The 21,153-nt window shown below is 57.1% G+C and carries 21 protein-coding genes, 1 tRNA gene, 1 other RNA gene and 1 riboswitch; of the genes, 10 read left to right on the top strand and 13 right to left on the bottom strand.

Features of this window, described 5'->3' with window-relative positions; genetic code table 11:
- Positions 1–343: 343 nt before the first annotated feature.
- Together msbA and BN873_RS21205 are read left to right on the top strand one after the other, a co-directional pair.
- On the top strand, positions 344–2,107 hold the full coding sequence (msbA, locus tag BN873_RS15305) for a lipid A export permease/ATP-binding protein MsbA (RefSeq protein ID WP_048675657.1): 1,764 nt from the start codon (positions 344–346) through the stop codon (positions 2,105–2,107).
- Between the two features lie 68 nt (positions 2,108–2,175).
- The gene (locus tag BN873_RS21205; protein WP_053085406.1) at positions 2,176–2,712 is read left to right on the top strand and encodes a tetratricopeptide repeat protein; all 537 of its coding nucleotides are present in this window, start codon (positions 2,176–2,178) and stop codon (positions 2,710–2,712) included.
- 128 nt (positions 2,713–2,840) lie between these two features.
- Here BN873_RS21205 and BN873_RS18895 read toward each other — a convergent pair whose 3' ends face one another.
- Complete coding sequence (locus tag BN873_RS18895) at positions 2,841–4,454, bottom strand: transglycosylase SLT domain-containing protein (protein ID WP_053085404.1); 1,614 nt, start codon at positions 4,452–4,454, stop codon at positions 2,841–2,843.
- A 191-nt stretch (positions 4,455–4,645) separates the two neighbouring features.
- Here BN873_RS18895 and BN873_RS15290 point away from each other — a divergent pair, with 191 nt between their 5' ends.
- Positions 4,646–4,861: a hypothetical protein gene (locus BN873_RS15290; protein WP_048675645.1), complete on the top strand. Its 216-nt coding sequence runs from the start codon at positions 4,646–4,648 to the stop codon at positions 4,859–4,861.
- Positions 4,862–4,912: 51 nt separating this feature from the next.
- On the opposite strand, the gene BN873_RS15285 is transcribed toward BN873_RS15290, so the two are convergent.
- From BN873_RS15285 to amrS, 3 genes are read right to left on the bottom strand one after another with little or no spacing between them, the layout of a single operon-like run.
- On the bottom strand, positions 4,913–5,770 hold the full coding sequence (locus tag BN873_RS15285) for a sulfurtransferase (protein WP_048675642.1): 858 nt from the start codon (positions 5,768–5,770) through the stop codon (positions 4,913–4,915).
- A 50-nt stretch (positions 5,771–5,820) separates the two neighbouring features.
- Positions 5,821–6,666, bottom strand: coding sequence for a 23S rRNA (adenine(2030)-N(6))-methyltransferase RlmJ (locus BN873_RS15280; RefSeq protein ID WP_053085402.1), 846 nt, complete (start codon positions 6,664–6,666; stop codon positions 5,821–5,823).
- A gap of 35 nt (positions 6,667–6,701) precedes the next feature.
- Positions 6,702–7,796, bottom strand: a complete 1,095-nt coding sequence (gene amrS / locus BN873_RS15275) for an AmmeMemoRadiSam system radical SAM enzyme (protein ID WP_048675639.1) — start codon at positions 7,794–7,796, stop codon at positions 6,702–6,704.
- Positions 7,797–7,947: 151 nt separating this feature from the next.
- Between amrS and amrB the strand changes: the two genes are divergently transcribed.
- Entirely contained in the window at positions 7,948–8,736 is a 789-nt protein-coding gene (gene amrB, locus BN873_RS15270) for an AmmeMemoRadiSam system protein B (protein ID WP_048675636.1), read from the top strand.
- Positions 8,723–9,316, top strand: coding sequence for an AmmeMemoRadiSam system protein A (amrA, locus tag BN873_RS15265; protein ID WP_048675633.1), 594 nt, complete (start codon positions 8,723–8,725; stop codon positions 9,314–9,316). Before amrB ends, amrA begins: the two co-directional genes overlap by 14 nt.
- Here amrA and BN873_RS15260 read toward each other — a convergent pair.
- Both BN873_RS15260 and BN873_RS15255 read right to left on the bottom strand, forming a co-directional pair.
- Complete coding sequence (locus BN873_RS15260) at positions 9,313–9,999, bottom strand: TIGR04282 family arsenosugar biosynthesis glycosyltransferase (protein ID WP_048675630.1); 687 nt, start codon at positions 9,997–9,999, stop codon at positions 9,313–9,315. The genes amrA and BN873_RS15260 overlap by 4 nt on opposite strands.
- A gap of 14 nt (positions 10,000–10,013) precedes the next feature.
- A complete protein-coding gene (locus BN873_RS15255) occupies positions 10,014–10,715 on the bottom strand; it encodes a TIGR04283 family arsenosugar biosynthesis glycosyltransferase (protein WP_048675626.1) in 702 nt (233 codons plus the stop codon).
- A gap of 72 nt (positions 10,716–10,787) precedes the next feature.
- Here BN873_RS15255 and BN873_RS15250 point away from each other — a divergent pair.
- The 3 genes from BN873_RS15250 to BN873_RS15240 all read left to right on the top strand — a co-directional run bounded on the left by BN873_RS15250 (position 10,788) and on the right by BN873_RS15240 (position 12,920).
- A tRNA-Ala gene (locus tag BN873_RS15250) sits at positions 10,788–10,863 on the top strand.
- Positions 10,864–11,038: 175 nt separating this feature from the next.
- Positions 11,039–12,124, top strand: coding sequence for a sensor histidine kinase (locus BN873_RS15245; protein WP_048675623.1), 1,086 nt, complete (start codon positions 11,039–11,041; stop codon positions 12,122–12,124).
- A 64-nt stretch (positions 12,125–12,188) separates the two neighbouring features.
- A complete protein-coding gene (locus tag BN873_RS15240) occupies positions 12,189–12,920 on the top strand; it encodes a LytR/AlgR family response regulator transcription factor (RefSeq protein ID WP_048675620.1) in 732 nt (243 codons plus the stop codon).
- A 37-nt stretch (positions 12,921–12,957) separates the two neighbouring features.
- Here BN873_RS15240 and BN873_RS15235 read toward each other — a convergent pair whose 3' ends face one another.
- The 6 genes from BN873_RS15235 to BN873_RS15215 all read right to left on the bottom strand — a co-directional run bounded on the left by BN873_RS15235 (position 12,958) and on the right by BN873_RS15215 (position 17,050).
- A complete protein-coding gene (locus tag BN873_RS15235) occupies positions 12,958–13,302 on the bottom strand; it encodes a histidine triad nucleotide-binding protein (protein ID WP_048675617.1) in 345 nt (114 codons plus the stop codon).
- Between the two features lie 19 nt (positions 13,303–13,321).
- Positions 13,322–13,918, bottom strand: coding sequence for a recombination mediator RecR (gene recR / locus BN873_RS15230; protein WP_082161333.1), 597 nt, complete (start codon positions 13,916–13,918; stop codon positions 13,322–13,324).
- 9 nt (positions 13,919–13,927) lie between these two features.
- Complete coding sequence (locus BN873_RS15225) at positions 13,928–14,266, bottom strand: YbaB/EbfC family nucleoid-associated protein (protein ID WP_048675614.1); 339 nt, start codon at positions 14,264–14,266, stop codon at positions 13,928–13,930.
- A gap of 75 nt (positions 14,267–14,341) precedes the next feature.
- Positions 14,342–15,952, bottom strand: a complete 1,611-nt coding sequence (gene dnaX, locus BN873_RS15220; protein WP_048675611.1) for a DNA polymerase III subunit gamma/tau — start codon at positions 15,950–15,952, stop codon at positions 14,342–14,344.
- 77 nt (positions 15,953–16,029) lie between these two features.
- Positions 16,030–16,126: signal recognition particle sRNA small type (gene ffs / locus BN873_RS19130), an RNA gene on the bottom strand.
- 300 nt (positions 16,127–16,426) lie between these two features.
- On the bottom strand, positions 16,427–17,050 hold the full coding sequence (locus tag BN873_RS15215) for a TenA family protein (protein ID WP_048675602.1): 624 nt from the start codon (positions 17,048–17,050) through the stop codon (positions 16,427–16,429).
- Positions 17,051–17,168: 118 nt separating this feature from the next.
- Between BN873_RS15215 and BN873_RS15210 the strand changes: the two genes are divergently transcribed.
- Positions 17,169–18,332: a trans-sulfuration enzyme family protein gene (locus tag BN873_RS15210; protein WP_048675599.1), complete on the top strand. Its 1,164-nt coding sequence runs from the start codon at positions 17,169–17,171 to the stop codon at positions 18,330–18,332.
- Positions 18,333–18,335: 3 nt separating this feature from the next.
- Here BN873_RS15210 and BN873_RS15205 read toward each other — a convergent pair whose 3' ends face one another.
- Positions 18,336–18,749: a secondary thiamine-phosphate synthase enzyme YjbQ gene (locus tag BN873_RS15205; RefSeq protein ID WP_048675593.1), complete on the bottom strand. Its 414-nt coding sequence runs from the start codon at positions 18,747–18,749 to the stop codon at positions 18,336–18,338.
- Positions 18,750–18,874: 125 nt separating this feature from the next.
- Positions 18,875–18,960, top strand: a riboswitch (cyclic di-GMP riboswitch).
- A gap of 93 nt (positions 18,961–19,053) precedes the next feature.
- Here BN873_RS15205 and BN873_RS20160 point away from each other — a divergent pair.
- Positions 19,054–21,153: InlB B-repeat-containing protein (locus tag BN873_RS20160; protein WP_171820501.1), on the top strand; the 2,100-nt coding region annotated here is incomplete at its 3' end.

Raw genomic sequence — 21,153 nt, 5'->3', positions numbered from 1 at the left:
GTCGCTATCAGAAACTGGATGTAGTCTTCATCTGTGACTTTCGGTGGGTTCATAACCTTCCTTATCGCTCTTTATCAACCAACTGCGTAACTCCTATATTTATCAATCCGCGCCCGCGATTGGGCTAAACAGCAGGAAAGAGGCCGCACCTCTGCTCTGTGCGATCCTTCTTGAAGGTGGAAGTTTCAAACCAGTGTTTATCTTCGATAAAGCGATCAGCACATTTCTAAGGGTCTTTGAAAACAATCTTCATGATAGCATGATCGGAAAAAGAGCTTGAGGCAAAGGGTTGCTCAGGGTTTGCTATGCCATTGATTTCGGTTGTGCTGGTCATTCCATCTTCATGATACAAAACAGCAAAGCACTCTACTGGCGGTTATTGGCCTACGTCCGGCCGTATTCTCGTATTTTTGCTCTTTCACTAGCCGGTACGGCGGTTGTCGCTCTTACCGAGCCGCTGGTCGCGGCCTTGATCAAACCGCTGCTGGATGGCAGTTTTGTGGCGAAGGACCCTGATTCGATCCGCACGATGCCTCTGGTGTTGGTCGCGGTGTTTATCGTGCGGGGTGTTGCCGACTTCGTGGGCTCCTTGGCGATGGGCTGGGTAGCCCACCGGGTGGTGATGGATCTGCGCGATGCGTTGTTTGCCCGCTTGCTCACCCTGCCCAGCCGCTACTTCGACGACCACTCTGCCGGAAACCTGCTATCGCGCTTGACCTACGATGTCACGCAAGTGATGACGGCCATCACCCAGGCGCTGGTCACTTTGGTGCGGGACGGGCTGGCTGTCATCGGTCTATTGGCCTGGATGCTGTATCTCAATTGGGTGCTGTCGTTGCTGGCCTTCGCTATCGCACCGGGTATCGGGCTGATTATGCGGGTGATCAGCCGGCGGCTGCGGCGACTGAGCCGGGAATTGCAAGATCTGATGGGCGAATTGACGCGCGTGATTGATGAAACCCTACAAGGCCATAAAGTCATCAAAATCTTTGGCGGTCAGGATTATGAGCGTCGGCGATTTAGCCGAGTCAATAATCGGGTACGCCAGTTTAACTTGAAGTTGGTGGCCGCTTCGGAGGGTAGCGGGCCGCTGGTCCAGTTGCTGGCGGTTATCGCCTTGGGTTCGATGATCTATTTCGCGTCCCTGCAATCGGCTGCTGATCAGATCACCGTCGGCGGTTTCGTATCTCTGTTCGGGGCCATGGCGATGTTGCTGGCGCCGATCAAACGCCTGACCAAGGTCAACGAGCACCTACAGCGCGGTTTGGCGGCGGCGGAGACGATTTTCGCGCTGCTTGATGAGCCGCCCGAACTGGATCAAGGCGAGCGCGCCATCGGGCGTGCCAGCGGCCAGGTCAGCTTTCGCGCGGTCAGCTACCGATACCGGCCGGAAGGCCCAGCGGTCATTCGGCAGTTGAACTTGGAGGTGCAAGCGGGGGAGACCATCGCCCTGGTCGGGCCATCCGGTAGCGGTAAGACCACTTTAATGAATTTGTTGCCACGTTTTTACGAAGCCGACGGTGGCGATATCCTGTTGGACGGGCTATCAATCCGCGAGCTGCGACTGGCAGAGTTGCGGGCCAATATCGCGTATGTCAGCCAGGATATTGTGCTGTTCAACGATACCGTAGCGGCTAACATCGCCTATGGCGCTGCCTTTCACACGGATGAGGCGGATCTGATACGGGCTGCCGAGCGCGCTCATGCCATGGAGTTTATCCGTGAACTGCCGCAAGGCTTGAATACCTTGATCGGCGAAAACGGCGCGCGGCTATCGGGCGGTCAGCGTCAGCGCTTGGCCATTGCCCGTGCGCTGCTCAAAAACGCGCCGCTCCTGATTCTTGATGAAGCGACCTCAGCGCTGGATACGCAAGCTGAGCGCAAGGTCCAGTACGCACTGGATCGCTTGCGCCAAGGTCGTACCGCCTTCATTATCGCGCATCGGCTCTCCACCATCGAAAATGCCGACCGGATTGTCGTGCTTGATCGAGGGGCCATCGCTGAAATCGGTACGCACACCGAATTGTTAGCCCAGCACGGGTTGTACGCCGACTTGTATCGGATGCAAGGCGAGCGATCTGCTGCCGAGTCGGATGCACGGTTCTGACGACAGTCGGATGCTACACTTGGCACTTCACACTTCACTAATGACTCTTAAAAACTGGATATATCTTCATGAATAGATCGGTCTTGTTACTGCTAGTTGGCAGTTTGAGCGGTGCAGCCCCGGCTTGGGCTGCTGACGGTGATTGGGATCGTGCCCGAACCGCTCACGAGCGCGGTGACTACGCCGCCGAGTTGGCCATTGTCCGACCGTTAGCCGATAAGGGCTACCCTTTCGCGCAATTCAATCTCGGTGTGCTTTACGATGATGGGAAAGGCGTCCCGATGGATGACCGGCAAGCCATCGAATGGTATCGGAAAGCAGCAGAGCAGGGGTTCTCCCAGGCACAAATCAATCTGGGCCTGATGTACGAAAATGGCGAAGGAACCCCGGTCGATTTAGTAAAGGCTTATTTCTGGTATACATTGGCGGACGTTCAAGGTGATGGCCAAGCACCCGCCGCTAAGAACGATATCGCCCGCAAGATGGCTCCAGCGCAGATTAAAGAAGCGGAACAGCAGGCCAAGGACTATCAGGCGACACACAAGTTCGTGATTCCACCGACGCCAGCGCTACCAGGTTCCGGTACCAGCCACGGCAACGGTTGAAGTGAGCGACGGCCAACGCCGGTCGGTGCCACAGACCCCTACACGATCCGCTTCCGACCGGCCCTGAGCACGCCATCGGCGTGATCCTACGGAGAGGAAAGGATGCTGTGCTGCTGGGACCCTGATCGCTAACGCTTCGCCTTTTTGGGCGATGTGGTTTTAGTCGCTACCAGATGGACACCAGGGATGTTGAGCGCCAGACTCTGGGCTTGTTCCAGGGGTAACAGCAGATTGTATGCCCGCAGTGGCGGTTCGACACCGGGCTTGAAGCCGGGATTGAAACGGAAAAAATCTTCGGAGGAAATGCCCGCGAGCATTAGCCCATCAACGATTTTGAATTCGGGCGTGACATCGACCCTAAACAGATACGGTTGATTGCCCAATAGCGGTAAGCTCAGGCCGTAGGCGGTTGGATTGGCGACGATGCGCGATAAGGCGAGGATTCTTGGAACGTAATCCTGGGTTTCCTTCGGCAATTTAAGGCGCCAGAAAACTGATTCCGGTGTGGCTGGTGGCGGCGGTGGAGTAGGGGCAACGGCCGCGACGGCTGGCAATTTGCTGATTTTTTGAGGTTGAGGCAAGGCTATTTTCGCCGCGCCGCTGGCGGTTGTTGGCGCCGGTGTTGGTGCTGTAAGCGGCGAGGTAACAGGGGCCAGTCCGGCAACGTCCGGTAACGCAGCAGTTGGTGAGGCGGGCGGTTGTGCGAGATACGGCGTGGGCAGTTGCGCCTGGGCCTGTTGTGCTGCCGCCAGCTTTTTCGCGGCTACGGCCGCTGCGGCCGCCGCTTGTGCTTGCTCGCGGTTGGCGGCCTCGATAGCGTTTTGCACGGCACGCGGGCCGGCGTTGTACGCCGCCAGCGCCAGCAGCCAGTCGCCTTTGAACAGTTTGTTCAGGTAGCGCAGATAACCAAGCGCTACGTCGGTTGATGTGTGAATGTCAAACCGTCCATCATACCCTTCGGCAATGACCAGACCCCATTCCTGGCCGGTCGAAGGGATGATTTGCCAGAGACCGGCCGCTTCCTTGGGTGAGACGGCCGCCACTTGAAACCCGCTTTCCACCATCGGCAACAATGCCAAATCTGTCGGTAAGCCACGTCGGTCGATCTGTTCGACGATATAGTGCAGAAATGGCCTGGAGCGCTGAGACAGCAGGTTGAGATAACCAGGGTTGCGCTTTAAATAAGCGATCTGCTCGTCGATGCGGGGATGTTCCACCTCGGCCAGGACCGACCGGCCGCGCACACGATCCCAAAGATTTTTACTGCCGATCCCGCTCGACTTGCGTTTGGCTTTGCGACTCGATGCTACAAGATTACGGGTGGCTTTGGGGGTGGCCACCGGTTTCCTACCGACTGCGGCTAGTGATGGGTTTGTTGCTTTGGGGATTTGCGTGGTTTGTTCGAAAAGTCCCGATTGAACGGGCATGATCACACTGATTCGCGGTCCAGTATCTTTCCCAGCCGTACTCGGTGTCGGCCTACTAGCTTTTGCTTGGCCAGAAAAAACCACATCCCGAGAGCGGCCCCGTGATTTTTTCGCGGTCGCGCGATTCGCTGGCGTGGCATGGCGGTATTCCGAGGGATCACGGGTTTGCCAGTAATCGATGTACGGTGCCTGGGCCGCTACCGTTTTCTCAGCTTCAGGATCAGTTTTGCTCCCGACAAAGGGCAGGTTGGCGCAGGCACCCAAGGTGGCTATACCGACTAGCACGGCGAGATGCCGCTGAATCTTTATGAACATTCACGGTCTCCCATGATATGGGTGGTTCTGGCCGTCGCCCACGAATCGGCGCCGTTGCTGCTGGTTGGATGACCCGCAGAGCATTATTTCCGGCAGCAGTACCCTCCAGTTTCGGTAGTTGCCGCCGATAAGACCAGCAAAGCCCGGCAACGTGTCCGGATTGTACGATACGGTTTTCCAGGGGAACAACAATGAACGGTGACAGCCTGTACTGTAAAGCGCTCGACAAGGCCAGCGTCAGCATGGCCATGGCCGACCGGGTTGGATTGCACGGCTACTCCATGCTCTCGTATGCCATTTTCAGCCAGCGACGTGCGCACGGTTGGACCTTCACCCGCAAAGGTAGCATTGAGATCATCCGGGTTGAAGCGGAAGCCTTGGATCAGTTATATCCAGGACTACGTTAACAACGGCTTAAACGGTATCAGCCTACAGGATACGGGTGCTGATCATCTTGGTTATCCGTTGTTTGCGCTGCCAGTACCGATCGGCCGGCCTGAATCCCTGATCCATTCGCTCCAAGAACCAGGGTAGAGCCGCGAGCCGCGCAAACCGGCGGCTTCCATCGCCAACATATTGTGGCAAGCGGTTACGCCCGAACCGCACTGATGGACGATCTGCGCTGGTGAGCGTCCATCCAAGATGGCCGTAAAACGCGCTCGCAATTCCGAAGCGGACTGAAAACAACCGTCAGCGGCCAGATTCTCCTCGGTGGGCAGATTGATCGCCCCCGGAATGTGGCCAGCCACTGGGTCGATGGGTTCCATCTCTCCTCGATAGCGGGCTGCTCCCCGTGCATCTACCAGCAAGTCTGTCGGTGGCAGAGCGGCCACCTGGGCAGTCGTCAGCCATAATTGGTCGTCCGGTCGTGCCTCGAAGATCGCCGGTCGCACGGTGGGTAATTCGGTGGTCACTGGCAGCCCGGCCTTTTGCCATGCTGGAAAGCCACCGTCGAGCACCGCGACGGCTTGGTGTCCTAACCAGCGCAACAGCCACCACAGCCGCGCGGCTGCCAGCATCCCGCCCATATCGTCGTAAGCGACCACTTGGGTGTCGTTGCCGATCCCCCATTCGCTGAATCGGCGTCTCAAGTGCGCGGGGTCCGGTAATGGATGCCGGCCGGTGGTGGGCGTAATGGGGCCGGACAAGTCCTTATCCAGGTGAGCATAGCGAGCGCCGGGCAGATGGCTCTGCACGTAGGCGCGGTAGCCGGCTGCGGGGTCGGCCAGGCTGAATCGACAGTCCATGATGACCCAATTTTCCTGTCCAAAATGGGAATTTAGGGTGGCTGAATTGATTAATTCTTGATAAATCATGATTTTACTTTATGGAAAAGAAAGCAAATCGGTCAAATCTATTCGAGGTTTCACGGTGCTGGGGCGAACCACTCCAGCCGAGTCTGGCCGTACTCGTTGGTCTTCAAATGGCGTAGCAGTTCTGGCAACAGGGATCGCAGCACATCATCAAACCGCCACGGCGGGTTGATGATGATCATACCGCAACCTTGTAGGCCGGATGGGCCTTGATCGGAAGACAGCCGCAATTCGGCACATAAAACGCCGGAAAGGTGGATTGCCGACAAAACCCGCTGGAAGCGGGTGCTGAGCGCATGGTCGGGTATCGGGTACCAAACGGCGATCATCGCGCCGGCCCAGCGCCGCTGAATCAGGTCAATGGCCTGGACCAGACGGTCGAATTCGCCCTTGAACTCGTAAGCGGGGTCAAGCAATACCAAGCCGCGCTGTTCCGGGGGTGGTAGAAACGATTGCAGCGCGGCGTAGCCATCCGCGTGCTGGATCACCACTTGTCGATCACCCCTAAATTCGGCTTTTAGGCGGGGGAACTCGTCGGGATGCAACTCGGTCAGCGCCAGACGATCATCCGGCCGTAACAGCGCGCGCGTGATGCGTGGTGAACCCGGATACCAGCGTAAGTGCCCGTCCGGGTTCGATGCCTGAACCTGTTGCAGATAATTGTGAAGCTCTGGACTCAGCCCGCTTTGGCCCCATAACCGGCCGATGCCGTTGATGAATTCGCGGTTTTTTTGTGCGGCCGGCGCTGCCAAATCGTAGCGGCCAGCACCGGCGTGAGTGTCGATGACCCGAAACGGTTTGTCTTTGGTGCGCAAGGCCCAAATCAACCGCACCAGGAGGGCGTGCTTGAACACGTCCGCAAAATTACCGGCGTGAAAGCCGTGACGATAGCCGAGCATCGAGGCGTGGGTGGGTTGCGTCCGCTCACAACGCCTTAAGCGGCATATTGCCGTAAGCGCACCGGTCGCCGCCGCGCGCCCCAGGTTCCGTGCTTGGCTTCGAATACGCCAGCGCAAGCGGTACCGCACGCCGTGCAACAGCCATCAGCGGTCAGATTCCAGGTGCTCAGCGTATACCAGTCACGGCCGATCAATTTTTGGCCGCACGAATGGCAATAGGTGCTGCCGCCCTTTTCATCATGCACATTGCCGGTATAGGCATGGTGGATACCATTCTTAACAGCGATACGCCGTGCGCGACTGAGGGTGGAAGGCGGGGTCGGCGAGTGTTGAGTCATCTTCCAATCTGGATGGAACGCGGTGAAATGGATCGGTACATCCGGCCCTAGATTTTCCACTACCCATTGGGTCAATGCTTCCAATTCCGCGTCGCTGTCGTTTTCGCCCGGAATGAGCAGGGTGGTGATTTCAAACCAAACGTCGGTTTCCCGTTTCAGATAAATCAAAGTATCAAGCACCGGTTGCAGGTGGCCGCCGCAGATCTTCCAATAAAAATCTTCAGAAAACGCTTTCAGGTCAACATTAGCGGCGTCCATATGCCGGAAGAATTCGCGGCGTGGTTCCTCACAGACGTAGCCGGCAGTGACTGCCACCGACTTGATACCGTATTCCCGGCAAGCCAGAGCTACGTCGATAGCGTATTCCATAAAGATCACGGGGTCGTTGTAGGTGTAGGCGATGCTGCGGCAGCCTAGCTCATGGGCTACTCGCGCTAGCTTGGCCGGCGCCGCGCTATCGGCTAGGGTATCCATCTCGCGGGATTTACTCATATCCCAGTTCTGGCAAAATTTGCAGGCCAAATTACACCCGGCAGTGCCGAAAGACAGCACGGCGGTGCCCGGCAGGAAGTGGTTGAGCGGTTTCTTCTCAATGGGATCAATGCAAAAACCGCTGGAACGGCCGTAGCTGGTCAGCTTGATGGCCCCATCGTGGCAGCCACGCACGAAACACAGGCCCTGCTGTCCTTCATGCAGCTGGCAATAGCGTGGACACACATCGCACTGGATGCGGCCATCCTCAAGGCGGTGCCAGTATTGGGTCGGGAAAAATTCGGTGGTTATCGCTGTCATTATGGCCTCCTTCGCAAAGGCTCTCATCGTGTTCGGTCGGCATCGCCGCCGGCTACCGCACGCTTTATACTACGCTTCAACCAGCGTCGGACAAGTTTTGTCTTCCGCCGTCTACATGGCTCGACATGGGCCAACTGATCGGGAGAGTATCATGCAGACCGTACGCACGCCTGCCGTGGCCGGCTTGTTCTATCCGGCCGATTCCGCTGAGTTGCACGCTCAAGTACAACAATTTTTGACGGAGGTCACGGTGCCGGCCGGACCATTACCTAAAGCGATCATCGCCCCCCATGCCGGCTTTATCTATTCCGGCCCGGTCGCTGCTTCGGCCTATGCTCGTCTGCGTCCGGCGCGGGGTACTGTCACGCGCGTGGTGCTGTTGGGACCTGCCCATCGGGTGGGTTTTCGCGGGTTTGCGCTCAGCGGGATGAGCGCTTTCGAGACCCCGCTGGGTCGGATCGCAGTGGATGGTGAGGCGATAGCGCGGCTTCGCCAGTTACCCGACGTCGGCTTGCTGGAACAGGCTCACGCCCAAGAACATAGCTTAGAGGTGCATCTGCCGTTTTTGCAGGAAGTGCTGGGCGAGTTTCAACTGGTCCCCCTCGTGGTGGGGGAGGCTAAGCCACCAGAGGTTGGCGCGGTGCTGGAGGCGTTGTGGGGTGGCCCGGAAACCCTGATCGTGATTAGCTCCGATCTCAGCCATTATCAGGATTATCAAACCGCCCGCCGATTGGATGGCGAAACCTCGCGCGCGATTGAGGCGCTCCATTTCGAAAAGATTGGCTACGAGCAAGCGTGCGGACGCAATCCGATCAATGGCTTGCTGTGGGTAGCACGTCGGAAAAACTTACGGGTAGAAACCGTCGATTTGCGCAATTCCGGCGATACCGCCGGTTCGCGGGATCGAGTGGTCGGGTACGGTGCTTATGTCATCCACTGAATTGCTGTCGCGTCAGGATCGCGCCACGCTGCTGGAGGTGGCGCGTTCATCGATCCGCTGGGGTCTGGAACACGGCCAAGCTCTAGCGGTCCATCGGGAGGATTACCCGGAAACGCTGCGGCCGGTGCGGGCCACGTTCGTCACCTTGGACATCGAGAATCGGTTGCGTGGCTGCATCGGTACGCTCGCTGCTCGGCAACCGCTGGTGCAAGATGTGGCCGAGCACGCTTATGCTGCCGCGTTCGACGACCCCCGTTTCCCGGAACTGACTGCGCGGGAGTTTCCCCGGCTGGACGTTCATATTTCGGTGCTCTCACCGGCGGAACCGCTGCAATTCGACTCCGAAAACGCCCTGCTGGCCCAGTTGCGGCCCAGCATTGATGGGTTGATTCTCCAGTTTCGCAGTCATCGGGCTACTTTCCTGCCCGCGGTCTGGGAAAACCTGCCTGACCCGTATGTTTTTCTGGCCCAACTCAAGCAGAAGGCCGGCTTACCGCTCAATTTTTGGTCACCTGAGCTGACGGCGGAGCGCTACACCACCGAGTATTTCGGCGATGGCGATGGGGTCGATGGTGCTTAAAGGTTTGTTATGCCGATTTTTTTGCCGATGAGTGGGTAGGGAATACCGAACGCAGGAGGTATTAACCGCCGCAGCCGGCACAGATCGGCGCGCGTATCGACATCCCAGCCGATGGCGAGTTCGACACTATCAATCCCCGCTCGCACTAACCGCTGACGAGTGATAGACAGTACAGTCGAGGTGCTCCAGACGATATCACGAAATAACGGCGGGCAAGCTCGACGCAAGCCGATCAGTACATAGCCGCCATCCGCCGCTGGGCCTAGAACAGCCTCGTGTCCGGCGGCGAGATGCGTGAAAGCAGTGAGCAGTTCTGCCGGATTCACCGACGCACAATCACCACCGATGAGAACCACATTAACGCTTTCAGCGAGCGTGCGCTGAAAGGCGTTCGCCATGCGTTTTCCCAGATCACCGCTGGTTTGGCGACGTAAGCGTACCCCGTAGTTTCGCCGACACGCGATGAAAAACCCGTGTCGAGCATCCGGTGCGCACCACAATTCGACTGGGCACAGTCGGGCAGCGCAAGCCATCGCCAGGGTGCGATGCAACAGCGACTGGTAAAGATGCGCCGCGCCACGCGCTCCTAAGCAGCCCGCCAGACGGGTTTTCACTTGCCCAGGAACCGGGGCCTTGGCGAAGATCAGTAAGCGAGCTTTGGGAAAAATATAACGGTCGTTCATCGGAAAAACTCCGATCACGGGCGCGGATTGACGCCCCGGCGATAATAAATTCGCGCCAAAGCGTCGGGATCGGCGCCGAAAAAATAGGCTAGGCGCAAGCGCCACATCAGCAGAATGGTATGCAAAACGCCTCCCTGTTCCCAACGACGGCTGGACGTTAGCAAGCGCTGTTGCAAGCAGGCCGGCCGACCGTGACGCTTCAGCATACGACTCAAGGCGATGTCTTCCATCAGAGCAATGGGCGGATAACCGCCGATTTGTTCGAACAACCTTCGGTCAATGAAAATGCCTTGATCGCCGGTGGCGATGCCCGTCAGCCGGGAACGGGTATTCATTAGCGTTTCCACCCAGCGCAGCAAGAGTTGCGAGCCAGACAAGCGCACATCGAAACGGCCCCAACTGTGCTGTGGTTGCGCCAGCGCTGTGCGGATCAGCTCAGCGGCATTTGGCGGTGGCAGGCTATCAGCGTGCAAAAACCAGAGGATGGCACCGCGCGCGTGCTGTGCGCCCGCGTTCATCTGCGCTGCACGGCCAGGCGTGCTGGCGATAACCCTATCTGCCAGCGGTTCGGCCAGTGTCACGCTGTCATCCCGACTGCCGCCATCGGCCACGATCAACTCGCAATTTTGCGCTCGCAACGACTGCAAAGCCTGTAAGCAGGTGACAATGCAAGCGGCTTCATTGAGAATGGGAATGATGATAGAAATTGAGAGCACGATTTTCTGCTGTGGGTCTAGCGTAAGAAAGGGGAAGATTGTAGTATTTCCCCTCTATGTAAACTTTAAGATGGGGCGGTAGCTCAGCTGGGAGAGCGTCGCGTTCGCAATGCGAAGGTCGAGGGTTCGATCCCCTTCCGCTCCACCATCCCCTCTGTGAAGCTTGGTATGTGCAAAGGTATCGGCAATATGGATGCCCAAGCCTTCGCAAGATGACCGATTCTCCTTAACTGCCTATTGTACGCTTTGACGATCTCAATGATCCGTCACCGGTGGTTTTAGACCCATCCAAACCTTGTCGCGGACGTATGAGCTGATAGGCCGTGACCTCACTTCCTGATCCCTCCACAGCCACCCAGACACCGGTCGCGACAGGTTTTTTGCCTGGATTCTGCGCCAATCAAGCGGTTTTGGTGATGGTCTTGCTTGCCGAGTTGTTTGCCTTGGTTTTGGCGCTCTGGGAAATCGACGACCGCGGCCAATTCTGGAATGAGCTGGCAATCATCTCACTCTTCGTGCAATGGGTAGTCTTAGGTTCGGCGGCTGTTTTGTGCTTTTGTAAGCGCTGGCTTGACCAGCTTGACACGTTTGCCGCAACCCTGGCCGTGCTGGGATTGACTCTGCTGATTACGCTGTTGTTTTCTCTGGCCGGTTGGTGGTTTTTGGCATCCTATGCCAGCTACTCGCAAAATCCGCCGCCGCTACGGTTTACGCTCATCCGCAACTTGGCGATCAGCAGTATCGTGACGTTGATCGCGCTACGTTATTTCTATGTCCAGCACCATTGGAAGCGGAATATTGAAGCCGAAGCCCGTGCCCGCTTGCAAGCCTTGCAGGCCCGCATTCATCCGCATTTTCTGTTCAACGCCCTCAATACGATTGCCAGCCTGATTCATGGTCAGCCCGACCGGGCCGAACAAGCGGTCCTTGATCTGGCGGATATGCTGCGCTCGGCGCTTGCCCATCGGGAACGTATCACTTTGGCGGCGGAACTGGAATTGACCCGGCGCTATCTGGCTATTGAAAGCTTACGCTTAGGGGAGCGGTTGCAAGTGGCTTGGCAACTGGAGGCAAACTTACCGCTCGATTTGCTGATTCCAGCCTTGCTATTACAGCCCCTGGTGGAAAATGCCATCCATCACGGTATTCAACAACTGCCGGAGGGTGGAACCTTAACCATCCAGATCGAGCGGCAGCCCCACGCCTTGCGGATCACGGTCGCCAATCCACGCCCGGCTACTGGCGTCACTGCCCGATTTGGTCAAGGAATCGCCCAGCACAATATTCGCCAGCGTTTGCAACTCGCTTACAACGCGCCAAATCCGCTCGAAATTACCGAAACTTCGGCACACTATCAGATCGCTTTTGCTATACCTCTGGAAGAGCGGGATAGTCCAATTTTTTCCTAGATATAAGCAGGTATCCGCTGCGGATTGGCTACCCTTGCGCTAGATCTCCGTTGGAGTTTGCGCCATGAACGTGTTGATCGTCGATGATGAACCACCGGCCCGTGACCGGTTACGGGGGTTGTTGGGCCAGCTTTCCGGCTACCATCTCTGCGGCGAAGCCACTAACGGTGCCGAAGCCTTGCGGTTAGCCGCCAATTTGGTGCCCGATATCGTTTTGTTGGATATCCAGATGCCGGGGTTGGATGGCCTGGAAACCGCTGCCCGACTCGCGGCGCTGGAGAAACCGCCGGCCATCGTCTTTGTGACCGCTTATAGCCAATATGCGTTGGATGCGTTTGATGCCCACGCGGTCGGTTATTTGCTCAAGCCGATTCGCTTGGAGCATTTAGAGCGGGTGCTGGCCAGCGCTAGCCGCCTCAATCGGGCGCAACTCGCCAGTTTGGCGGCCGAACCCGCTGAAGCCGGTCGTACCCATCTCCGGGTTCGTCTCGGCCAACGGCTTGAGCTGATTCCGTTGTCTGAGGTGTGCTATTTTCAGGCTGATCAAAAATACGTCACGGTGCGGCACCGCCACGGTGAGGCACTGATCGAAGAATCGTTGAAAACCCTGGAAACCGAGCTGGGTGCGCGGGTAGTGCGGGTGCATCGCAACGCGCTGGCCATGGCGGCGCAGATCGCCGGCTTAGAGAAGACAGCGGATGGTGGGGCCGATTTAGTCTTTACCGATATCCCCGACCGCTTAGAAGTCAGCCGCCGCCACCTACCGCTGATTCGCCAGTTTCTCAAGAACGCCTGAATTGGCCGGCCGCCGCCGACTGGACTTCTCCTTCCTTTTAACCCGGTGGCCAGCCCAATTCCCGCCCCGCCAGCAAGTGCATGTGGATATGGAACACGATCTGGCCGGCATCGCGATTGCAATTGATCACCGTGCGGTAACCGCTCTCGGCGACTCCCAGCTCAGCGGCAACCTGCTTGCCGGCCAGATATAACCGGCCGATCAGTGTGGCATCCGCTGCTGCCAGATCGTTTAGGGTGGCGATATGTCGGCGCGGGATCAGGAGGACATGGACAGGTGCTTCCGGGTTGATGTCGCGGAACGCCAGAATTTCACCATCGTCATAGAGCGTGGTAGCGGGGATCTCGCCAGTGGCAATTCGGCAAAAGATGCAATCACTCATAGAGTTTCTCCGGTAGGCTTCACAGATCCCGACGGCCCGCAAAAGCGTGCGCCAAGGTGCCGCCATCCACATATTCCAGTTCGCCGCCCAGCGGTACCCCATGGGCGATGCGGGTCGGGCGGATGCCGCGCTCGCGGGCCATCTCAGCGATATAGTAAGCGGTGGCTTCGCCTTCGACTGTCGGGTTGGTGGCCAGGATGATTTCGCGGATCTCACCTTCATCCAGCCGTGCTTCCAGCATATCCAGCCCCAGCTCCACTGGGCCGATGCCATCCAACGGCGATAGATGGCCCATCAGCACGAAATACAGCCCCTGAAAACCAGTGGCCTGTTCTACCGCCAGGACGTCAGCGGGTGTTTCGATCACGCACAACAGGGTGGGATTACGGTGTGGGTTGGCACATAACGCACAGAGTTCGGTTTCACTCAGATCGCGGCATCGTTGGCAGCGACCGATCCGGTCCAGGGCACTTTGCAGCGATTCCACCAGTCGATGTGCTCCATCACGGTCCCGCTCCAGCAAGTGCAAGGCCATCCGCTGCGACGATTTCGGGCCGACACCCGGTAGGCAGCGCAAGGCCGCCATCAAGCGCTCTAATAGCGGGGAAGCCGCCACGGCGGACTATCAGAAGGGTAGCTTGAAATCGCCCAGCATCCCCGGCGGTAATCCCATCCCAGCGGTCAAACCAGACATTTTCTCTTGAGTTGTGCGTTCGACTTTGTGAACAGCGTCGTTGAATGCCGCCGCGACCAGATCTTCCAGCATATCCTTGTCATCGCCCACCAAACTGGCATCGATATGCAGCCGTTTTACTTCGTAACGACCGGTTACGGTCACGCTCACCAGGCCGCCGCCGGCTTCCCCGACGATTTCCAGGGCTGCAATTTCTGCCTGCGCCTTTTGCAGATTTTCCTGCATCTTTTGCGCTTGCTTCATGATATTGCCCAACCCGCCTTTCATCATGTTGCCTCCAGATTGATCGATAAATAGCTGCGTTTGCCACTGTGTCTATCCTACCGACAGGATAGAAATGGGCCGTTAGTCGCCATCCAGCGGACGAACCCTGGTGATTTGTGCATCAAACATTTCTACCATGGCCTGCACGTTCGGGTCCCGATTGGCCGCTGCGATTGCTGCTTGCTCTTGTTCCGTTCGTCGTTGTTTGCGTTCATCTTCCGGGGTGGCCGCCGTTAACTCACCGATTTGAAAGCGGAGATTGACCGGAGTGCCGAGGTGCTGCTCCAGGGCCACTTTTACCCGATCCTGAATGGCTTTGGTGAGCATTTGGGCGTGCGCGGGGCTAAGGCCCAAACGAAAATCGTTACCCTCGCGGGCAATCAGTATGCAGTTCAGGGCCAGTTGTTTTGCCATGCCGCCCAACCCCAGATTTTCCACCAAGCGTCCCCAATCTGAAGCCGGTGGCGCGCTGGGCTGGCGGATGGGCGTCACAGGCACGCTAGTCGGCGGCGTGAGTGGCGGCACCGGAGAAACGGTAGGGGCTGGCCTGGGTGGCAACTCCTGGCTGGACGATTCATGGGGCACCGTAGCGAGTGCTGCTGGGGCAGCCGGCCGAAAACACAGCATCCGCAACAGCACCATTTCAAAACCGCCGCGTGGCTCCGGGACAAGCGGCAAGTCGCGCCGGCCCAGCAAGGCGATTTGATAAAACAGTTGTACATCTGCCGGCGGCACCTTGCGTGCTAGTCGCATAACGTCTTCAGGGTCGGCAAGATCACCAGCCAGCGGGGCATCGGGTACCATTTGGGCCAGCGCGACCTGTTGTAGCAGCGAGAGCAGATCGGCCAGCACAGTGGCGTAGTCGGGCGCCAACTCGTTAAGCGCCGCTACCCGCTGCAACAGGGCCGGCGCATCGTTGGCGGCCAGCGCGTCCAGCAGATCGACCGTGCAGCGCCGATCAATGGTGCCGAGCATACTGGCAACGGTGGTCTGCTCCACCCGGCCACCGCCAAAAGCAATTGCCTGATCCAATAGGCTCAAGGCATCGCGCATACTGCCGTCACCGGCGCGAGCGATCAACCTTAGAGCAGATTCCTCATGAGGGATGTCCTCTTGCGTGAGCACTTGGCCCAGGTAACCCGCGATCATGGCTGTGGGCAAGCGTTTGAGGCCAAACTGCAAACAGCGCGACAGAACCGTCACCGGCAGTTTCTGCGGGTCAGTGGTGGCCAGCAAGAACTTGACATGCGGCGGTGGCTCTTCCAGGGTTTTCAACAGGGCGTTGAAGCTGTGGCTGGAGAGCATGTGCACTTCGTCGATCAGGTACACCTTGAAACGGCCGCGACTCGGCGCGTATTGCACATTCTCTAGTAGATCGCGCGTGTCTTCGACTTTGGTACGGGAAGCGGCATCCACTTCGACCAGATCCACGAAGCGGCCCGCATCAATTTCACGACATGCAGCGCATTGGCCGCAAGGGGTCGAGCTAACCCCCAGTTCGCAATTGAGCGATTTGGCAAAAATACGGGCAATGGTGGTTTTACCAACGCCACGGGTACCGGTGAACAAAAAGGCGTGATGCAGCCGCTGCCGATCCAAGGCGTTGGTCAAGGCACGAACCGTATGCTCTTGGCCAACCAGTTCGGCAAATGTCCGTGGCCGCCATTTGCGGGCTAAAACCTGATAGCTCATGCGCTGGCCTTTGATAGAAAAAAGGCAAAATTTGGGCTATCGGTAGTCCAGTGAAGCTTTATGGAAAGGGTGGCGGCCCCTACCAGCCACACCCCGGCGCCCGAGGCCGCTGCTGCCGCTGCTCCCTTCCGGGCCTGACGGGGTTCACAGTTTGTCGTCGCGGGGGGGCCGATACGGGCCACCATTGAAACAGGTAATCGAAGCGGTGACGCCAATCCGTGACTCGGGGGCCGGCGCTTCGTGATAAGAGCAGAGGAGACCTGCAAGTTCGTCATTGAGGGATTATATAACCGATTGATTAAACTGTTTGATTCTTCGGTAACCCCAAAAGCGACCTCAGTTCTTTTCGCCCTGTCGATCTCTGCATGATAGTCGATAAGCACAGCGAGTGTCGATAGAGTGCTCCAGAGAGACGCACGAGCCTGGCCGACCCGGAATAGAGCAACCTTGCGAGATGATTGCTAGAAAACAGCTTTAGGCCATCGACCAGGCGGCTTGAAAGAAGTCAGATTCACATTCCATCGCATAGCGATAAACACCGGCGGCGGCTGCATTGTCGGGGGTATAGCGATCCAGCAACTGCTCCAAACGGACAGCCAGTTGCTCGAAATCAGGGCTACTGTAGGTGTCTATCCAAGCGCTGTAGTCGTGTGATGTGCGCTGCCGGGCCGCCAACTGCGCGCCTAGCCAGGTGTAAAGCCGCATACAAGGAGTCATGGCGGCAATAGTGATCCCAGTTTCGCTGGCCCAGGCGGTGGCCAGTAAAAAATCGGTATAGCGTCGAGTGGCCGGGCCAGGAGTGATTTGCGCCAAATTCAATCCCCAGGCGGTAGCAATGCCCTTATGGAGTTCGAGTTCCTGTAATACCCCACCCGCCAGTTCGTGCAATTCTTGGAAGCCATTCCAATCCGGGGCCTTGGCGGCTGCTAGCGTGTAGGCGCGCGCAAACGCTTGCAGGTAAAAGGCATCCTGGCCGATGTACCAGGCAAATCGCTCGCGGGGCAGTGAGCCGTCGCCGATGCCACGCACGAAAGGCAAATCGAGGCAAGCCTGGGCCAGATCGGCATTCAGTTGCCAAAGCGCGTCCGAAATCGGCACGGTCAGTCTCCTTATCAGAAGTTTGAGGTCTCGGATATGATGTTAAAAAATTGGACTGCCAGGGCTGTTTGCCCGCTGCTATCTTCGCCCCATAGCCTATTACTCCAAGGTTTTCGTCATGACCGATCCAGTTCATCCGTTTGGGTTTGCCACCCGCGTTGTTCACGCCGGCCAGTCGCCTGACCCGGCCACCGGTGCGGTGGTCACTCCGATCTATGCCACGTCCACCTACGTCCAGTCTAGTCCGGGTGTGCATCAAGGTTTTGAGTATTCGCGCAGCCAGAACCCGACCCGCTTCGCTTACGAACGCTGTGTGGCCGATCTTGAAGGTGGCGATGCCGGGTTTGCCTTCGCTTCCGGGCTGGCGGCCACCTCGACCGTATTGGAGCTACTTAATAGCGGCGATCATGTAGTCGCGCTTGATGATATCTACGGCGGCACTCGCCGGTTGTTCGAACAAGTGCGTCGGCGTAGCGCCGGTTTAACTTTTTCCTATTCGGATTTAGTCGATTCGGCCGCCCTAGAGCGGGTGTTGACCCCAAAAACGCGGATGATTTGGGTGGAGACACCCAGTAATCCGCTGTTAAAGCTGGTGGATTTAGAAATGGTTGCTACTGCGGCTCGCTTGCGTGGCATCTTGACTGTGGCGGATAACACCTTTGCTACGCCGTGGGCGCAGCGGCCCCTGGAGTACGATTTCGATATCATTATTCATTCCGCCACCAAATATTTAAATGGCCATTCCGACATGATCGGGGGTGTGGCGGTGTGTCGTGGCCGGGAGTTGGCTGAGCGGTTAGGGTATCTGCAAAATGCGATAGGTGGTGTTGCCAGCCCATTCGATAGCTTCTTGGCGTTACGTGGCTTAAAAACTCTGAGCCTGCGCATGGAGCGCCACAGTACCAACGCATTCCAGATCGCCACCTGGTTGGAGCAACATCCGAAGATCGAACGGGTCATGTATCCTGGCCTAGCCAGCCATCCCCAGTATGCGTTAGCACGCCGGCAAATGGACGGCCGTTTTGGCGGTATGATCGGCGCTGTGGTGCGTGGCAGCTTAAATGACGTAACGCAGTTTCTGAGCCGCTGTCGTTTGTTTACCTTGGCGGAAAGCTTGGGTGGAGTCGAAAGCTTGATCGAGCACCCGGCCCTGATGACACACGCTTCAGTTCCACCGGAAGTGCGCCGGCAATTGGGCTTTGATGACGGCTTGGTGCGGCTGTCGGTCGGCATTGAAGCGGTAGAGGATTTGATCGCCGATCTGGAACACGCTCTGGCCTGAGTCTTATTTTTGATCCATCGACAAGGGAGTGCAGACCACCGTCCGGTTCGAGCGCGGGCCATCGAACTCACAAAAGAAAATTCCCTGCCAGGTCGATAGCCCCAATTGGCCATCAATGATCGGAATGGTCTCGGATGGCCCCACTAAGCCCGCCTTCAAATGGGCGTCGCCGTTGCCATCCTGTTGATCGTGCAGCCAGACGCCCGGCGGGATCAGCTTGCGCAAGAAGTTCACCACATCCAGCGGTACGCTTTCGTCCCAATTTTCCTGAATCATGATGGCGGCGGTTGCGCCTTGGGCGTAGACGTTGAGCAGGCCATTCTGGATGCCGCTTTCTTTGACAATGGTACGAACCCGCTCGGTGATGTCGATCAGAGTTTGCGATTGTTGCGTTTTGAGGAGAATTAAGTGATGCATTAATGATCCTTAGGGCTGTTTTTTTATAGAAAAACGTAGGAAAAATATTTTACATATTGATTTTTTCATGCCGGATTTAGTAGCATTTATAGTGCAAAGATGCTAGACTCGTAACATCAGAGTCAATCTGTAAAAGGTATAGCTACCGAAAGGTAGTGACACAAAGTCACCGGTCTAAGGGGCCATGCTCTATGACAGCGGAACCGCCAGATTCAGCTTTAAAGTTTTGGCGCTCTAATTTTTTAATGTCCGCTTGCAGGCTTGGTCATGGATCGCATGTGAATATATGGAGCGCGCAGTCACCATGACTAATTTTTTTAAAAAAAATTTAAATGACTTATTAAGATACGCTAAAGGTTCCATACCGACCCATCGGATGATAATGGCCTGTTTTTTGGTTTGGGCCATAGGATCTATGCCAGGCGTAGCGGGTGAGGCGCCAGCATCCGCTGCCGATGGAGATAATGCAGTTGATCTCTTCTCTCCTGTAGTCGTCTCTCCGAATGCCAAGAGGCGAGCGGCTTCTTCTGAGGTCGGTCGAGACGCAGTACATCTTAATCGGGCTATCACCGATCTTCCACTGAATGCCAAGGCTCGTTTTTCGCTGCCAGGTGGTGCTAGCTACGAAATCGTCTACGATGGGCGCCAAGACCATCCCAGCGGGAATGTGACCTGGTCAGGTTATCTGAAGGGCTACGGTAATGACTATCGTGCTGTTATCACGTTTGGTGATTCTGGGGCTTCGGGTCGGATTCTAACCCCAGATGGAGAGTTTCTGGTCGAATCGGACAGTGATGGCGAGTGGCTCATCGATACGCAGGCTGCGGGTCTTAAAGCAAGCGAACCAGGTGATGACACTGTCATTCCGTTGCCAAAAGAATTACGTGATCCATCAAACAAACCAACCGAAGACAGTACTGCACCGGACAGGGAGGGCAACCTTATCAGTCGGGCTGCCAAGTTTGCTGCCGCCGATACGTTAACAACCATTGATGTAATGATTTTATACACACCAGGGCTGGCCAACCGCCTTGGCAATGGTCTATCGGCTCGACTTGATCAAATCATAGCTTTGTCAAATCAGGCCTATCGCGATAGCAGTGTCTATATTAATTTGCGCCTGGTTCACAAAGAGCAAGTTAATTACAGTGATCAGACTGATAACGGCTCCGCTTTGGATGCTCTTACGTATGGCAGCGATCCGACTCTAGCGGGTGTAGCCAGATTACGGGATGCCAAAGGCGCTGATTTGGTTTCCTTAATCCGTCCGTTTAAGCGTGCTACTGCCGGCGGTTGTGGGATCGCCTGGATCGGTGGCAGGAGCGGACAAGCAGGGTATGGCTATTCAGTGGTGAGCGATGGCCCAGATGTAGATGGATCAGGTTATTACTGCCTTGATCTAAGCTTTGCCCATGAACTCGGCCACAATATGGGTAGCATGCATGATCGCGCACACGCTGGCGGCGGATCAGGAGCCTACCCATACTCTTATGGCTATGGTGTCAGTGGGGTTTTTGGCACTGTGATGAGTTATCTAAGCCCTAGCATCGGCAAGTTTTCTAATCCAGCTATTACCTGTGCTGGCGGAATTAGTTGTGGTGTGAGCGAGGGGGCGCCAGATTCAGCAAATAATGCTCTTTCATTAAATAACACTCGAATGGCTGTGGCTGACTATCGACCTGAGCAGTCACTGCCATCTTCTTCTTATACATTGTCAGTTACTAAATCTGGTGACGGGACCGTCGCAAGCACACCGGCGGGGATTGCGTGCGGGACGGATTGCAGCGAAGCCTACGAAGCCAATACGGTCGTAACGCTCAATGCCACACCAGCGGCGGGCTACACCTTCGGTGGTTGGAGTGGGGCGTGTGCGGGGACGGGGGAGTGTGTGGTCACGATGGCTGCCGCTAAAAGCGTGACAGCAACCTTCACGGCCATACCCAAATACACCCTGATGGTCTATCGCAGTGGCAGCGGAACCGTGGCGAGCACGCCGGCGGGGATTGCGTGTGGGACGGATTGCAGCGAAGTCTACGAAATCAATACGGTGGTGACGCTGACTGCTACGCCAGCGGCGGGCTACCGGTTTGGGGGCTGGAGCGGGGCGTGCGTGGGAACGGGGGAGTGTGCGGTCACGATGGCGGCTGCTAAGAGCGTGACGGCGACCTTCACGGCCATACCCAAATACACCCTGATGGTCTATCGCAGTGGCAGCGGGACCGTGGCGAGCACGTCGGCGGGGATTGCGTGCGGGACAGATTGCAGCGAAGCCTACGAAGCCAATACGGTGGTGACGCTGACTGCTACGCCAGCGGCGGGCTACCGGTTTGGGGGCTGGAGCGGGGCGTGCGTGGGAACGGGGGAGTGTGCGGTCACGATGGCGGCTGCCAAGAGCGTGACGGCG

This window comes from Candidatus Competibacter denitrificans Run_A_D11, assembly GCF_001051235.1.
GTDB classification, from domain to species: Bacteria; Pseudomonadota; Gammaproteobacteria; order Competibacterales; family Competibacteraceae; genus Competibacter_A; species Competibacter_A denitrificans.
The sequence above is the reverse complement of the archived record's forward strand: the minus strand, read 5'-3'. Positions and strand labels throughout refer to the sequence as shown.

Excerpts from the sequence above, each read along its gene's own strand:
- BN873_RS15205 (WP_048675593.1), bottom strand. The coding sequence starts at position 18,749 with ATGCATCACTTAATTCTCCTCAAAACGCAACAATCGCAAACTCTGATC.
- BN873_RS18895 (WP_053085404.1), bottom strand. The coding sequence starts at position 4,454 with ATGTTCATAAAGATTCAGCGGCATCTCGCCGTGCTAGTCGGTATAGCC.
- BN873_RS15225 (WP_048675614.1), bottom strand. The coding sequence starts at position 14,266 with ATGATGAAAGGCGGGTTGGGCAATATCATGAAGCAAGCGCAAAAGATG.
- dnaX (WP_048675611.1), bottom strand. The coding sequence starts at position 15,952 with ATGAGCTATCAGGTTTTAGCCCGCAAATGGCGGCCACGGACATTTGCC.
- BN873_RS15210 (WP_048675599.1), top strand. The coding sequence starts at position 17,169 with ATGACCGATCCAGTTCATCCGTTTGGGTTTGCCACCCGCGTTGTTCAC.
- amrS (WP_048675639.1), bottom strand. The coding sequence starts at position 7,796 with ATGACAGCGATAACCACCGAATTTTTCCCGACCCAATACTGGCACCGC.
- BN873_RS15235 (WP_048675617.1), bottom strand. The coding sequence starts at position 13,302 with ATGAGTGATTGCATCTTTTGCCGAATTGCCACTGGCGAGATCCCCGCT.
- BN873_RS15260 (WP_048675630.1), bottom strand. The coding sequence starts at position 9,999 with ATGAACGACCGTTATATTTTTCCCAAAGCTCGCTTACTGATCTTCGCC.
- BN873_RS15285 (WP_048675642.1), bottom strand. The coding sequence starts at position 5,770 with ATGATTTATCAAGAATTAATCAATTCAGCCACCCTAAATTCCCATTTT.
- BN873_RS21205 (WP_053085406.1), top strand. The coding sequence starts at position 2,176 with ATGAATAGATCGGTCTTGTTACTGCTAGTTGGCAGTTTGAGCGGTGCA.
- amrB (WP_048675636.1), top strand. The coding sequence starts at position 7,948 with ATGCAGACCGTACGCACGCCTGCCGTGGCCGGCTTGTTCTATCCGGCC.
- amrA (WP_048675633.1), top strand. The coding sequence starts at position 8,723 with ATGTCATCCACTGAATTGCTGTCGCGTCAGGATCGCGCCACGCTGCTG.
- BN873_RS15240 (WP_048675620.1), top strand. The coding sequence starts at position 12,189 with ATGAACGTGTTGATCGTCGATGATGAACCACCGGCCCGTGACCGGTTA.
- BN873_RS15290 (WP_048675645.1), top strand. The coding sequence starts at position 4,646 with ATGAACGGTGACAGCCTGTACTGTAAAGCGCTCGACAAGGCCAGCGTC.
- BN873_RS15280 (WP_053085402.1), bottom strand. The coding sequence starts at position 6,666 with ATGCTCGGCTATCGTCACGGCTTTCACGCCGGTAATTTTGCGGACGTG.
- msbA (WP_048675657.1), top strand. The coding sequence starts at position 344 with ATGATACAAAACAGCAAAGCACTCTACTGGCGGTTATTGGCCTACGTC.